Annotated in this window: 13 protein-coding genes; 10 read left to right on the forward strand and 3 right to left on the reverse strand. The window is 62.6% G+C overall.

The genetic code is table 11. The features are described from left to right. On the reverse strand, window positions 1–567 hold a 567-nt coding region (locus AC07W0_RS30260), incomplete at its 3' end, for a hypothetical protein (RefSeq protein WP_218274628.1). A gap of 76 nt (window positions 568–643) precedes the next feature. On the opposite strand from AC07W0_RS30260, the gene AC07W0_RS30265 reads away from it, so the two are divergent. Both AC07W0_RS30265 and rarD read left to right on the forward strand, forming a co-directional pair. Further along, window positions 644–1,618, forward strand: coding sequence for a serine/threonine protein kinase (locus AC07W0_RS30265; RefSeq protein ID WP_046489085.1), 975 nt, complete (start codon window positions 644–646; stop codon window positions 1,616–1,618). A 119-nt stretch (window positions 1,619–1,737) separates the two neighbouring features. Continuing rightward, window positions 1,738–2,622: an EamA family transporter RarD gene (gene rarD / locus AC07W0_RS30270; RefSeq protein WP_017847851.1), complete on the forward strand. Its 885-nt coding sequence runs from the start codon at window positions 1,738–1,740 to the stop codon at window positions 2,620–2,622. A gap of 222 nt (window positions 2,623–2,844) precedes the next feature. Here the strand turns inward: rarD and AC07W0_RS30275 are convergent, their stop codons facing one another. Next, complete coding sequence (locus AC07W0_RS30275) at window positions 2,845–3,363, reverse strand: glycine cleavage system transcriptional repressor (protein WP_017847852.1); 519 nt, start codon at window positions 3,361–3,363, stop codon at window positions 2,845–2,847. 388 nt (window positions 3,364–3,751) lie between these two features. On the opposite strand from AC07W0_RS30275, the gene AC07W0_RS30280 reads away from it, so the two are divergent. Further along, entirely contained in the window at window positions 3,752–5,929 is a 2,178-nt protein-coding gene (locus AC07W0_RS30280) for a malate synthase G (protein ID WP_102618945.1), read from the forward strand. Between the two features lie 156 nt (window positions 5,930–6,085). Here AC07W0_RS30280 and AC07W0_RS30285 read toward each other — a convergent pair whose 3' ends face one another. Next, a complete protein-coding gene (locus AC07W0_RS30285; RefSeq protein ID WP_079444829.1) occupies window positions 6,086–6,532 on the reverse strand; it encodes a response regulator in 447 nt (148 codons plus the stop codon). A gap of 247 nt (window positions 6,533–6,779) precedes the next feature. On the opposite strand from AC07W0_RS30285, the gene AC07W0_RS30290 reads away from it, so the two are divergent. From AC07W0_RS30290 to AC07W0_RS30320, 7 genes are all read left to right on the forward strand, one after another. Next, window positions 6,780–8,702: a DUF294 nucleotidyltransferase-like domain-containing protein gene (locus AC07W0_RS30290; protein WP_032804651.1), complete on the forward strand. Its 1,923-nt coding sequence runs from the start codon at window positions 6,780–6,782 to the stop codon at window positions 8,700–8,702. Continuing rightward, on the forward strand, window positions 8,699–9,406 hold the full coding sequence (locus AC07W0_RS30295; RefSeq protein ID WP_102618944.1) for a 3'-5' exonuclease: 708 nt from the start codon (window positions 8,699–8,701) through the stop codon (window positions 9,404–9,406). The genes AC07W0_RS30290 and AC07W0_RS30295 overlap by 4 nt, the downstream gene beginning before the upstream one ends. Window positions 9,407–9,503: 97 nt before the next feature. Beyond that, window positions 9,504–10,022: an RNA polymerase sigma factor gene (locus tag AC07W0_RS30300; protein ID WP_026140138.1), complete on the forward strand. Its 519-nt coding sequence runs from the start codon at window positions 9,504–9,506 to the stop codon at window positions 10,020–10,022. Then, on the forward strand, window positions 10,019–10,987 hold the full coding sequence (locus AC07W0_RS30305; protein WP_102618943.1) for a FecR domain-containing protein: 969 nt from the start codon (window positions 10,019–10,021) through the stop codon (window positions 10,985–10,987). The genes AC07W0_RS30300 and AC07W0_RS30305 overlap by 4 nt, the downstream gene beginning before the upstream one ends. Window positions 10,988–11,215: 228 nt before the next feature. After that, entirely contained in the window at window positions 11,216–13,645 is a 2,430-nt protein-coding gene (locus tag AC07W0_RS30310; protein WP_102618942.1) for a TonB-dependent siderophore receptor, read from the forward strand. Between the two features lie 62 nt (window positions 13,646–13,707). Further along, window positions 13,708–14,811: a PepSY-associated TM helix domain-containing protein gene (locus AC07W0_RS30315; protein ID WP_079444831.1), complete on the forward strand. Its 1,104-nt coding sequence runs from the start codon at window positions 13,708–13,710 to the stop codon at window positions 14,809–14,811. After that, entirely contained in the window at window positions 14,808–14,990 is a 183-nt protein-coding gene (locus AC07W0_RS30320; protein ID WP_046489074.1) for a hypothetical protein, read from the forward strand. The genes AC07W0_RS30315 and AC07W0_RS30320 overlap by 4 nt, the downstream gene beginning before the upstream one ends. The last annotated feature ends 66 nt before the right edge of the window (window positions 14,991–15,056 follow it).

Raw genomic sequence — 15,056 nt, forward strand, 5'->3', positions numbered from 1 at the left:
TTGATTTGTGAATACCTTCAACTGTGAGAGGGGGCTTGCCCCTGCCACATTTTGATTTGTGAATACCTTCAACTGTGAGAGGGGGCTTGCCCCTGCCACATGTTGAGTTGTGAATACCTTCAACTGTGAGAGGGGGCTTACCCCTGCCACATGTTGATTTGTAAATACCTTCAACTGTGGGAGGGGGCTTGCCCCTGCCACATGTTGATTTGTGAATACCTTCAACTGTGAGAGGGGGCTTGCCCCTGCCACATTTTGATTTGTGAATACCTTCAACTGTGGGAGGGGGCTTGCCCCTGCCACATTTTGATTTGTGAATACCTTCAACTGTGGGAGGGGGCTTGCCCCTGCCACATGTTGAGTTGTGAATACCTTCAACTGTGAGAGGGGGCTTGCCCCTGCCACATGTTGATTTGTGAATACCTTCAACTGTGAGAGGGGGCTTACCCCTGCCACATGTTGAGTTGTGAATACCTTCAACTGTGAGAGGGGGCTTGCCCCTGCCACATGTTGAGTTGTGAATACCTTCAACTGTGGGAGGGGGCTTGCCCCCGATAGCAATGGCACAGCCGCCCCCTATCTCAAGCCCGGTGCGTTACCATACCCGGCCGGACGCGGCGCCCTGCTGCGCGCAGGAGTTCGCATGGCCCATCCGTTTGAAACACTCACCCCCGACCTGGTGCTCGACGCTGTCGAAAGTATCGGCTTCCTCAGCGACGCACGCGTATTGGCGCTCAACAGCTACGAAAACCGTGTGTATCAAGTGGGCATCGAAGACGCCGAGCCGCTGATCGCCAAGTTCTACCGGCCGCAGCGCTGGACCAACGAAGCGATCCTCGAAGAACACAGCTTCACCTTCGAGCTGGCCGAGTGTGATGTGCCGGTGGTCGCGCCGATGATCCATAACGGCTCAAGCCTGTTCGAACACGCCGGGTTCCGCTTCGCCCTGTTCCCGCGCCGTGGCGGCCGGGCGCCGGAGCCGGGCAATCTGGACCAGCTCTATCGCCTTGGCCAGTTGCTCGGGCGCTTGCACGCGGTCGGCGCGACCCGCCCGTTCGAACACCGCGAAGCCCTGGGCGTGAAGAACTTCGGCCACGACTCCCTGACCACCCTGCTCGAAGGCAACTTCATTCCCAAAAGCCTGCTGCCGGCCTACGAGTCCGTGGCCCGCGACCTGCTCAAGCGTGTGGAAGAGGTGTACAAGGCCACGCCGCACAAGAACATCCGCATGCACGGCGATTGCCACCCCGGCAACATGATGTGCCGCGACGAGATGTTCCACATCGTCGACCTCGATGACTGCCGCATGGGCCCGGCCGTACAGGACCTGTGGATGATGCTCGCCGGCGACCGTCAGGAATGTCTGGGCCAGCTGTCGGAGTTGATGGACGGCTACCAGGAGTTCCACGATTTCGACCCGCGCGAACTGGCGCTGATCGAACCGCTGCGGGCCTTGCGCCTGATGCACTACAGCGCCTGGCTGGCGCGGCGCTGGGATGATCCGGCGTTCCCCCACAGCTTTCCGTGGTTCGGCAGCGAACGGTATTGGGGTGATCAGGTGTTGGCGTTGCGCGAACAGTTGTCGGCGCTCAACGAAGAACCGCTGAAACTGTTCTGACGGCGTTGCTTCCTGTGGGAGGGAGCAAGCCCCCTCCCACATAAAGCACTGCAGGCCCCACGAGCGGACAAATATCCTTACAATCGCGCTTTGTTAGCTGCCTAAGCAAGGATTCTGCAATGCACGCCGCCAACCCCCGCAAGGGCTACATCCTGGGCCTGAGCGCCTATGTCATCTGGGGTCTGTTCCCGCTCTATTTCAAAGCCATCGCCAGTGTCCCCGCCGCCGAAATCATCGTACACCGCGTGCTCTGGTCGGCGCTGTTCGGCACGCTGTTGCTGATGGTCTGGAAACACCCCGGCTGGTTCCGCGAACTGCGCGATAACCCCCGGCGCCTGGCGATCCTGGCGCTCAGCGGGGCGTTGATTGCGGCTAACTGGCTGACCTATGTGTGGTCGGTGAACAGCGGACGCATGCTCGAAGCCAGCCTGGGTTACTACATCAACCCGCTGGTGAACGTGTTGCTCGGCATGCTGCTCCTCGGCGAACGCCTGCGCCGCCTGCAATGGCTCGCCGTCGGTCTCGCCGCCGCGGGGGTGGCGCAACAGGTGTGGCAGGTGGGCAGTTTGCCGTGGGTGTCGCTGGCGCTGGCGCTGACCTTCGGTTTCTATGGCCTGATCCGCAAGCAGGCGCCGGTCAAGGCACTGCCGGGGCTGGTGGTGGAAACCTGGATGTTGGTGCCGATCGCCGTCGCCTGGTTGCTGTTCAACCCGTCGGCGCACAGCGCGCAGCTGGCATTCTGGAGTACGTCCGAAGCCTGGTGGCTGGTGGCCGCCGGCCCGGTGACGCTGATCCCACTGGTGTGCTTCAACGCCGCCGCACGGCATTTGCCCTACACCGCCCTGGGCTTTTTGCAGTACGTGGCGCCGACCCTGGTGCTGCTCGAAGCGGTGCTGCTGTTTGGTGAACAACTGGCAACCAGCACGCTGATCGCCTTCGCGTTTATCTGGGCCGGCCTGGTGGTCTACAGCCTGGACGCCTGGCTGACAGTGCGCAAACGCTGATCAAATAACGTACAAACCTCTGCAAGCCACGGCCCGCATGGCTTGCAGAGATCCACCCCAAGGTTATCCACAACCTGATCCCCGCCATTTGTGTACAAGCCCTTGAAACTGCTCGTTTTTTGCTCAGGTGACGGAGAAGCACGGCCGGCGTGGCCTGGCGCCGGGTCTCTACAGGTTATCCACAGGCCCATGCAAGATTTCCATGCATAACCTTGTGGGTGGTTATTCCTCGCGGCGCAGTTCCAACTCCACCATCAAGTCGTCGGCCAGGGTTTCCAGGGCCGCTTGCAGGGTGTCCAGCGCCAAGCCAGACGGCACCGCCAGTGATGCATCGGCGTGGAACAGCGGATCGCCGCTCATCGGCGCCGGGCGCACGTCGGTGCTCAAGCGTTCGAGGTTCACCCCCTGCTTGCTCAACAGCGCGGTGATCTCACGCACGATCCCCGGCCGGTCGTTGCCCACCAGCGTCATGGTGATCGGTTTGGACGCCGCCGCCTGCCCGGCGCCGCTCTCGCCTACCAGCACGCGAATGCCGTGTGTGGATAAGTCCTCCAGCGCATTCACCAGGGCCTGACGGTTCTCGGCGGGGACGCTGACCCTCAGAATCCCGGCAAACTGCCCGGCCATGTGCGCCATGCGGCTCTCCAGCCAGTTGCCGCCGTGGGCCGCGATGTTCTGCGCAATGCGTTCAACCAGGCCGGGTTTGTCGGCGGCAATGATAGTGAGTACAAGATGGTCCATGGCGAAGCCCTCTGGAATTCAATCTACAAGGTGGACGCAGATGCCCCCGAAAACAAATCGTGTACCATTTTTATATTTATCTGGAACAATCCATCTGTTTCTTGAGAACATCCCAGACCCCACTGTGACCATACGACCAAAGTGGGTCGCTAAACGACGTATTTAGTCTAATTTTCACAAGCGCAAGTCATCATGTAGTATGCGCAATCGCGCACTACATAACGTTGGGTCGATGTCTGCCACGGCAACCATGCTCCGCGACACAGCCTGCCCAGCCGCCTTCACAGGCATGTACCGGCGCAGCGTGCCCGCGGTTTAAATGGCCAGAGGCTTCATTGGTAAATTGAAAAGCTGAAAAGCGCATAAGCTCCGCAGAGTGAGGCAAGCAATGACTGAACACGTTCAAGTCGGTGGCCTGCAGGTCGCCAAAGTCCTGTTCGACTTCGTGAACAACGAAGCCATTCCCGGTACCGGCATCACTGCCGACCAGTTCTGGGCCGGTGCCGACAAGGTCATCCACGACCTGGCACCGAAGAACAAAGCCCTACTCGCCAAACGCGACGATTTCCAAGCGCGGATCGACACCTGGCACCAGACTCACGCCGGCCAGGCGCATGACCCGGTGGCCTACAAAGCCTTCCTGCAAGATATCGGATACCTGCTGCCAGAAGCCGCAGACTTCCAGGCCTCGACCCAAAACGTCGATGACGAAATCGCCCGCATGGCCGGCCCCCAGCTGGTTGTGCCGGTGATGAACGCCCGTTTCGCCCTCAACGCCTCCAATGCGCGCTGGGGCTCGCTGTATGACGCGCTGTATGGCACCGACGCCATCAGCGAAGCCGACGGCGCCGAAAAGGGCCAGGGCTACAACAAGGTGCGCGGCGACAAGGTCATCGCCTTCGCCCGCGCCTTCCTCGACGAAGCCGCGCCGCTCAGCGCCGGCAGCCACGTCGATTCCACTGGCTACAAGATCGTTGACGGCAAACTCGTGGTCAGCCTCAAAGGCGGCAGCAACAGCGGCCTGCGCGACGATGCCCAGTTGATCGGTTTCCAGGGCGACAGCGCCGAGCCGATTGCGATCCTGCTCAAACACAACGGCCTGCATTTCGAAATCCAGATCGACGCCAGCACCCCGGTCGGCCAGACCGATGCGGCCGGCGTCAAAGACGTGCTGATGGAAGCCGCGCTGACCACCATCATGGACTGCGAAGACTCCGTCGCCGCCGTCGATGCCGACGACAAAGTGGTGATCTACCGCAACTGGCTCGGCCTGATGAAAGGCGACCTGGCCGAAGAAGTGGCCAAAGGCGGCAAGACCTTCACCCGCACCATGAACGCCGACCGCGTCTACACCGGCGTGAATGGCCAGGACGTGACACTGCACGGTCGCTCGCTGCTGTTCGTGCGCAACGTTGGCCACTTGATGACCATCGACGCGATCCTCGACAAAAACGGCAACGAAGTACCGGAAGGTATTCTCGACGGCCTGCTCACCAGCCTGGCGGCGATCCACAGCCTCAATGGCAACAGCAGCCGCAAGAACAGCCGCACCGGTTCCGTGTACATCGTGAAACCGAAGATGCACGGCCCGGAAGAAGCGGCGTTCACCAACGAGCTGTTCGGCCGCATCGAAGACGTGCTGAACCTGCCGCGCAACACCCTCAAGGTCGGGATCATGGACGAGGAGCGCCGTACCACGGTCAACCTCAAGGCCTGCATCAAGGCCGCCAGCGAGCGCGTGGTGTTTATCAACACCGGCTTCCTCGACCGCACCGGCGATGAAATCCACACCTCCATGGAAGCCGGCGCGATGGTGCGCAAGGCCGCGATGAAGACGGAAAAATGGATCGGCGCCTACGAAAACTGGAACGTCGATATCGGCCTCGCTACTGGCCTGCAAGGCCGTGCGCAGATCGGTAAAGGCATGTGGGCCATGCCCGACCTGATGGCGGCGATGCTCGAACAGAAAATCGCCCACCCGCTGGCCGGCGCCAACACCGCCTGGGTGCCGTCGCCGACGGCGGCTGCGTTGCACGCGTTGCACTACCACAAGGTCGACGTGTTCGCGCGCCAGGCCGAACTGGCCAAGCGCGAGCGCGCGTCGCTGGACGATATCCTGACCATCCCGCTGGCGAACAACCCTAACTGGTCGGACGAAGAAATCCGCAACGAGCTGGACAACAACGCCCAGGGCATCCTCGGTTATGTGGTGCGCTGGATCGACCAGGGCGTCGGCTGCTCGAAAGTGCCGGACATCAACGACATCGGCCTGATGGAAGACCGCGCCACCCTGCGCATTTCCAGCCAGCACATCGCCAACTGGCTGCGCCACGGCGTGGTCACTCAGGATCAGGTGATGGAAAGCCTCAAGCGCATGGCGCCGGTGGTAGACCGTCAGAATGCCGGGGATGCGTTGTACCGCCCGCTGGCGCCGGACTTCGATAGCAATATCGCGTTCCAGGCGGCGGTGGAGTTGGTGATTGAAGGCACCAAACAGCCTAATGGTTATACCGAGCCGGTGTTGCATCGCAGGCGTCGGGAGTTCAAGGCTAAAAACGGCCTGTAAATGAAAAAGCCCTGGTCTTGCGATCAGGGCTTTTTCTTTGAGGCTTGTGGTGACCGGAATGGCCTCATCGGGGGCAAGCCCCCTCCCACAGGATGTACGCGGTCAACTGTGGGAGGGGGCTTGCCCCCGATGAGGCCATTACATACACCGCAAAAATCAGGACCTCATCCCCAACTCGCGCTTGACCATCTTCGCCAACTTCACGCTATCAATCGGCTTGAGCAGAAAGTCCACCACGCTCAAATGCATCGCATCGATCACATCCAGCGCTCCGGCGTTCCCGGACACAACGATGATCGGCAGCGCCGCGCGCTCGGATGCGCGCACTTCACGAATCAACTGGAGGCCATTGCTCGGCGCCATGCGCAAGTCGGTGATCAGCAACCCAATGGAGCGGCTCGAGTTCAAGAGTTTCAAGGCTGCCTCACCACTCTCGGCGGTCATGCAGCGAATCCCGTCCAGGCCCAGGATTTCCGCCAGCAGTTCGCGCGCGTCCTTGTCGTCGTCGACGATCAACACGCGTTGTGGCGGTAAATCAGGCTTCAGCATCACAGCGCTCAGCGCTTCGCGCTCGGCATCACTCAAAATATCGTGGTCGGACATACGGTTCTCAGCTAGCTCTCATCAATCTCCCAGCACACTCGTCAGACATCTGCGGAAGGGCGAACAATGTGCACTTCGTCGGAAAGTTTGCCTAGTGGGCGTTCTACGGGGTTTGGACGATCGTCATGTAAGGTTTTTCCCTAGTTATGCGCCGTTTTCATCGACCTAGACTTACGTCCAATGGGCACCCGCCGTGCAGGAGTCGACCATGCAGGACGATAACGACAAAAACATCGCGGTCATTGTTATGAGTAAAGCTGATGCATTCGCCCAGGCGGGAAAAACTGCGGTGTTGCAGAACATCCACGGCACCTTGCAGTTCCTGCAACGCTTCCCGCCGTTCAACCAAATGGAAAACGCGCACCTCGCGTTCCTGGTAGAGCAGTGCCAATTGCGCTTTTATGGCCCCGGCGAAAGCATCCTCAAGCCGTCGGCCGGGCCGGTGGAGCACTTTTACATCGTCAAGCAGGGCCGGGTCATCGGCGAACGGCCGGATTCGGCCGAACCCACCTTTGAGATTGCCACCGGCGAGTGCTTCCCCCTGGCGGCACTGCTGGGCGAACGTGCGACGCGCACCGAGCACAAGGCCGCCGAAGACACCTTCTGCCTGCAACTGAACAAGCCGGCGTTTATCAAGCTGTTCGCGCTGTCCAGCGAGTTCCGCGATTTCGCCTTGCGCGGCGTCAGCAGCCTGCTTGATCAGGTCAACCAGCAAGTGCAGCAAAAAGCCGTGGAAACCCTCGGCACCCAATATTCCTTGAACACCCGCCTCGGCGAGTTGGCCATGCGCCACCCGGTGACGTGCAGCCCGGCTACACCGTTGCGCGAAGCGGTGACGCTGATGCACGAGCAACAGGTCGGCAGCATTGTGATCGTGGATGAGCACAAGGCGCCCCTGGGGATCTTCACCCTGCGCGATCTGCGCCAGGTGGTGGCCGACGGCACCAGCGATTTCACCCTGCCGATCGACGCGCACATGACCCATGCGCCGTTCTTCCTCACCCCGGACCACAGCGCCTTCGACGCCGCCATCGCAATGACCGAACGGCATATCGCCCACGTGTGCCTGGTCAAAGACCAGCGTCTGTGCGGCGTGGTGTCCGAGCGCGACCTGTTTTCCCTGCAACGCGTGGACCTGGTCCACCTGGCCCGTACCATCCGCAACGCGCCCAAGGTGGAAAACCTGGTGGCGATACGCGGCGAGATCGGCCAGTTGGTGGAGCGCATGCTGGCCCATGGCGCGTCGTCGACCCAGATCACCCACATTATTACCCTGCTCAACGATCACACCGTGTGCCGGGTCATTGAGCTGACCCTCGCCGACAAAGGCGACCCCGGCGTGCCGTTCACCTGGTTGTGTTTCGGCAGCGAAGGCCGGCGCGAGCAGACGCTCTATACCGACCAGGACAACGGCATCCTGTTCGACGCCAAGGACGCCGCCGAAGCGGCTGAGATCCGCGCGCGCCTGCTGCCCCTCGCGCAACAGATCAACCAGAGCCTGGCGCAGTGCGGTTTCACCTTGTGCAAAGGCAACATCATGGCCGGCAACCCCGAGCTGTGCCTGTCGCGGGCCGAATGGGCGCGACGGTTTGCGGCGTTCATCCGCGAAGCCACGCCGGAGAACCTGCTGGGGTCGACCATCTATTTCGACCTGCGGGTGGTGTGGGGCGATGAGCAGGGCTGTGAACAACTGCGCCAGGGCATTCTCGACCAGGTCGCGGATAATCGCCTGTTCCAGCGCATGCTGGCGGAGAACGCCTTGCGCCAGCGCCCGCCGGTGGGGCGCTTCCGCGATTTCGTGCTGACGCGCAAAGGCGGCGAAAAAGCCACCCTCGACCTCAAGGTGCAAGGCCTGACGCCCTTTGTCGACGGCGCGCGCCTGCTGGCCCTGGCCAACGACGTCCACGCCATCAACACCCTGGAGCGCCTGCGCCAGTTGGTGGTCAAGGAAGTGATCGAGCCGCTGGATGGCGCCGCCTATGAAGAGGCGTACCACTTTATCCAGCAAACCCGCATGCAGCAGCACCAATTGCAGATGCGGGAAAACCAGCCGTATTCCAACCGCGTCGACCCCGACAGCCTTAACCATCTGGACCGGCGCATCCTGCGCGAATCCCTGCGCCAGGCCCAGCGCCTGCAAAGCAGCCTGACCGTGCGGTATCAGCTGTGAACTTATTTGGTTGGTTGCGCACGGCCAAACCCCATCTCGACGCAACACAACAGCAGCGCCTGGCGCAGTTACCCCAGCCGGTCGCGCTGGGCGACCTGGCATTGCGCAGCCAGCGCTGGGTAGTGCTGGACCTGGAAACCAGCGGCCTGAACCTCAACCGCGATCAGGTGTTGTCCATCGGTGCAGTGGTGATCGAGGACGGCGCGGTGGATTTTTCCCAGATGTTCGAACGCACCCTGCAACGCGCCGAAACAAAACTCAGCCCCAGCGTGCTGATCCACGGTCTCGGCCCCAGCGCGATCGCCGCCGGCAGTGACCCGGTGGACGCGTTGCTGGATTTCATGGAGTTCGTCGGCGACAGCCCGTTGCTGGCCTTCCATGCGCGGTTCGATCAACACATGCTGGCCCGGGCGCTCAAGGACAGCCTGGGTTATCGCCTGGCCCATACCTTCCTCGACGTGGCCGACATCGCCCCGCTGCTGTACCCCGAGGCGCTGCTGCGCGAAGCCGGGCTGGACGACTGGATCGACCACTTCCACCTGCAGGTGGGCGAACGCCATCACGCCAGCGCCGACGCCCTGGCCACTGCGGAGCTGATGCTGATCCTGCTCAGCCGCGCGCGCCAGCAGCACATCGACACACCGCGCGCCCTGCAAGCACGTTTGAGCCAATGGAAACGGCGCAAGCAGGCGCCATCGTTTTAATAGCACCGCCGGACAGACGCCAATTGCGCCCGCTGCACGCCTCTGACACAATCGCGAATAATTCTCGTTAGTTTAAACTTGTTTATTCGGTGATGCCTTGTCGTCGGTCCAGACCCCACACAGTGAGCTTGTCGGTGCGTTGTATCGCGACCATCGCGGCTGGCTGCTGGCCTGGCTGCGGCGCAATGTGGCCTGCCCGAGCCGCGCCGAAGACCTGAGCCAGGACACCTTCATGCGCCTGCTCGGCCGCGACGGGTTGCGCGAACCCCGCGAGCCCCGCGCCTTCCTGGTGGCGATCGCCAAAGGCTTGCTGTTCGACTACTTCCGCCGCGCCGCCCTGGAACAGGCCTACCTCAGCGAATTGATGCTGATCCCGCAAAGCGAACAGCCGTCGCCGGAAGACCAGCAACTGATCCTCGAAGACCTCAAGGCCATCGACCGCCTGCTCGGCACGCTGTCGAGCAAGGCCCGCGCCGCGTTTCTCTACAACCGCATCGACGGCCTGGGCCACGCCGACATCGCCCGGCGCCTCGGCGTGTCGGTGCCGCGCGTGCGCCAGTACCTGGCCCAGGGCATCCGTCAGTGCTACATCGCGTTGTATGGCGAGCCGCTGTGAGTGCGATCAGTTGCAAACCGGTGTCGGCCCGGGTGCTGGATGCGGCGATTGCCTGGCAACTGTCCCTCGACTCAGGGGACGGCAGCGCCGTGGAACAGGAGGAGTTCGCCAAATGGCTGGCCAGCGATGCAGAACATGCCCGCGCCTGGCGCCAACTGGGCCTGCTCGACCAGCGCTTCAGCGTGGCCTCGGGCCCGGCGCGGGCGGCGTTGTTGCAGTCACGCGAGGGCATTCGCCAGCGCGTGCGCAAACTCGGCAGCGGCCTGGCGAGTATCGCACTGGTCTGCGGCCTGGCCTTGTTTGCCGGGGAACGTTATGTACCGCTCCACTATTGGCTGGCCGATCAACGCACCGCCACCGGCGAACAACGCACGCTGACACTGGCGGACGGCACGCAGATCAACCTCAACACCCACAGCGCCATCGATGTGCGCTTCGATGAAAAACGCCGGCTGATCGTGTTGCAGGAAGGCGAAATCCTCGTCGAAACCGGCCACAACGATGCGCGCCCGTTCTATGTGCAGACCCGCGACGGCAGCCTGCGCGCGCTGGGCACGCGGTTTATCGTCAAGCGCGAGGACGCCGCCACGCGCCTGAGCGTGCTGCAATCGGCGGTGGCCGCGCAACCCGAGGCGCTGCATCAGGAACAGATCTTCAAGGCCGGCCAGCAAGTGCTGATGCGCAGCGACAGCCTCGGCCCGCTGCTCGCCGTCACCCCCGCCACCGACGCCTGGACCCGCGGCATGCTGGTGGTGGACAACGCCCGCCTGGGCGATGTGGTCGAGGAACTGAGCCGTTATCGCCGCGGCTACCTGGGTGTGGATAACGCCGTGGCCGACCTGCGTATCACCGGCAGCTTCCCGCTGCACGACACCACCCTGGCGCTCAACGCGCTGCTGCCGACGCTGCCGGTGTGGATCGAACAGCGCACGCCGTGGTGGGTGACGGTGAAGGGTAGGCCCTAGGTCCGGCGGTGTCGGGGATATTGCTCGCGCGAGCAATCCCGCTCCCACCTTCGACCGCGTTGTATCAGGCTGAACGCGGTCGAAGGTGGGAGCGAGCTTGCTCGCGATGACGCCCTCCAGAACACCAAATAGCCCCAGACCACAATTATTTTCACCTCGCCCTATCACTTTTCGAATCTCGCTCGGCACAGGGGTAATTGCGAATTACTTCCATTCAGGAGCCGCCCCATGTCCCGCACGCTAGACACCTTGTTGCGCCCCAGCCTGTTAGCCGTGGCCATTGCCCTCAGCACCCCGCTGACCAGCAGCGTGCTGATCGCCGCCGAGCAAGCGTCCAGCGTGCGCGCCTACAACCTGCCCGCCGCGCCATTGGCCGCCACCCTGAACCAGATCGCCAGCCAGGCCGGCCTCGCGCTGACCCTCAGCCCGGCACTGGCCGCGGGCAAAACCTCGGCGCCGGTCCAGGGCCAGTTCGACGCCCCGGGCGCACTGCGCGAGGCACTGCGCGGCAGCGGCTTGCAGGTGGAGCAGAGCAGCGCGGGGACTTACACGCTGGTGGCGATTGCGGACGGGGTCGTGGCGTTGCCGCAAACCAGCATCGTTGCCCAGGGCAACACTGAAAGTGCCTGGGGCCCAGTGCAGGGCTACCTGGCGACGCGCACCGCCGCCGGCACCAAGACCGATACCGCGCTGGTCGAAGCGCCGCGCTCGATCTCCGTCGCCACCCGCGAGCAGATGCAGGACCGCAACGTGCAGAACCTGGATGACGCCGTCAAATACATGCCCGGCATTGTGTCCGCCAGCTACGGCAGCGACACCCGCTACGACTGGATGCGCGTTCGCGGCTTCGAACCGACCCAATTCCTCGACGGCCTGCCGTTGCCACGCGGCGTGTACGCCAACCCCAAGGCCGAAACCTGGAACCTGGATCGCCTCGCCCTGCTGCGTGGCCCAGCCTCCTCGGTCTATGGCCAGACCCCGCCGGGCGGCCTGCTGGACATGGTCAGCCGGCGCCCCAGCGCGGAGTCGAGCCATGCCATTCAAGTGCAATACGGCAGTGACAACTATCGCCAGATCAATTTCGCCAGCACCGGCAAGATCGATGATGAAGGCCAGTTCCTTTACGGCGTCAGCGGCGTGGTCCGGGATGCTGGCACTCAGGTCGACCACATCGACAACAAGCGCTACAACATCGCCCCCAGCCTGGTCTGGAACATCGACCCCGATACCCAACTGACCTTGCTCTCGCAGTTCACCCGCGACGATACCGGCACCACCAGCCAGTTCCTGCCGATCCAGGGCACCAAGATCAAATCGCCGCTGGGCGAGGTCTCCCACCACAAGAACCTCGGCGATCCGGACTATGAATTTTACGACCGCACCTACTACGCGCTGGGCTATGCGTTCGAGCATCGCTTCAACGATACATGGCAGTTCCGCCAGAACCTGCGCTACACCAAGTCGGAGCTGGCGTTCCAGCAACTGACCGTGGGCTCACTGATCTACGGCCCTGCCGACGCTGCGGGCAACATCAGTCGTTCGTCGACCAACGTTGACGAAAACATCGGCCAATTCGCGGTCGACAACCATTTCCAGGCTGACTTCAACACGGCTGACATCACGCACACGCTGTTGCTGGGGCTCGATCATCAACGCACCGACACTTCGTATCTGTCGATTTTCAGCAGCGCCGGGACGACCAATATCTTCAACCCGACCTACGGCCAGACGATCGTCCGCCCGCCGCGCTCCGACGCGTACTACGACTACAACCAGAAAACCATACAGACCGGCCTCTACGTGCAAGACCAGATGGCCTTCGACAAATGGCGCCTGACCCTCGGCGGGCGTGAAGACTGGGTGCATCAGGGCACCACGTACTTCAACAAGGACGACGCGACCAACACCGACCGCAGCCGGAACTTCAGTGGCAACGCGGCGCTGAGCTATGTCTTCGATTCGGGCTTCGTGCCGTACCTGTCCTACGCCGAGTCCTTCCAGCCGGCGAGCAATGCCAGCGTCGACCCGGTCAAATCGTACAAGCCCACGCAGGGCAAGCAATGGGAACTGGGGGTCAAGTATCAGCCTCCCGGCTCCAACACATTGCTCAGCGCAGCGGTTTACGACCTGACCCAGAAAAACGTGCTGGTCACCAGCTTCGGCGCCGGGGGCGAATCGGTGACCGACCAGACCGGCGAAGTGAAGGTCAAGGGCCTGGAACTCGAAGCCGTGTCTGACGTGAGTGAAAACCTCAAGCTGATAGCCGCCTACACCCTGGCCAAGTCCGAAGTGCAAAAAGGCCAATACAAGGGCAACCGCCTGCAGCTGATGCCGAACCAGCAAGCCTCCCTGTGGACGGACTACACCTGGCACAGCGGCATGCTCGACGGTTTCGGCATTGGCGCCGGGGCCCGCTACACCGGCAATACCTATGGCGACCAGGGCAATACCTGGACGGGCAAGGCCAACGCCTACACAGTGTTCGACGCCACCGTGCATTACGACCTCGGCCGCCTGGACAACAGCCTCAAAGGCGCCTCGCTGAAACTGAACGCGACCAACCTGTTCGACAAGGACTACCTCTCCACCTGTGACGGTTCCTACTGCTACTTCGGCGACCAGCGCAGTGTGGTCGCCAGCGCCACCTACCAGTGGTAAACGACTGAGTTGACCTCCCGGCCGCCTCCAGGGGCGGCTTGGGTGTGTCTGAAGGCCAACAAATGAAAAGCCGAACCATCCGCCGCTGGTCCTTTATCCACACCTGGACCAGCCTGATCTGCACCTTGTTCCTGCTGCTGCTCGCCCTTACCGGCCTGCCGTTGATTTTCCACCACGAGCTCGATCACCTGCTGGGCAACGAACCCGAGTTGCAGCAGATGCCCGCCGACACACCACAGCTGAACCTCGAGCAACTGGTGGCCAAAGCCCAGGCGCATCGCCCTGGCGAAGTCATGCAATACCTGGCGTGGGACGAAGACGACCCGCACGGCGTGATCGCGATCATGGCCGCCACCGCTGGCACCGAACCCAATGCGTCGCACACGTTCATGCTCGACGCGCGCACCGGCGCAACCGTGGAGATGCCGTCGGCCAACGGCGGCTTGACGCTGTTCCTGCTGCGCCTGCATGTGGATATGTTCGCCGGCCTGCCGGGCAAGTGGCTGCTGGCGTTCATGGGCCTGCTGTTTGTGCTGGCGATTGTCTCGGGCACGCTGCTTTACCTGCCGTTCATGCGCCGCTTGACGTTCGCCACCGTGCGCCAGGACAAATCCACCCGCCTGCGTTGGCTCGACCTGCACAACCTGATCGGCGTGGTCACCCTGACCTGGGCGCTGGTGGTCGGCGTGACCGGCGTGATCAGCGCCTGTGCCGATCTGATCATCGCCGCCTGGCGCAACGACAGCCTCAGCGCAATGATCGAACCGTACCAGCACGCCCCGCCGCTGACCCTGCGCGCACCGGCCAACGATCTGCTCACGATCGCCGCCGCAGCCGCGCCCGGCATGCAGCCGGACTTCATCGCCTTCCCCGGCACGCGCTTTTCCAGTGAGCACCATTACGCGGTGTTCATGAAGGGCAGCACCCACCTGACCTCGCACCTGCTCACGCCGGTGCTGATCGACGCCAGCAGCCTGGCCGTCACCGCGATCGCCGAGCGGCCGTGGTACATGGACGCCATGGGCATGTCGCAGCCGCTGCACTTCGGCGACTACGGCGGCATGCCGATGAAAATCCTCTGGGCGCTGCTGGATGGGCTGACCATCGTCGTGCTCGGCAGCGGTGTGTACCTGTGGTGGGTGCGGCGCAAGGCGGGCAAGGCATGAGGCCGCGTCAATCGAGTTTCTGGAAGGTGTTCGGCATTCCGCTGGGGATCGGCCTGCTCAGCGCCGTCGGTTTGTTTGCCGCGTTGCTGGGGGATGGGCTGTGGGATGCGCTGAGTTGGGTCGGGTTGGGTATTCCTGCGGTCATTGGGACTTGGGCGTTGTTCCGGCGGCGTGGTTGAGGACGCCATCGGGGGCAAGCCCCCTCCCACATTTGGAATGCATTCCCCTGTGGGAGGGGGCTTGCC

The organism is Pseudomonas sp. GW704-F2, assembly GCF_059423025.1.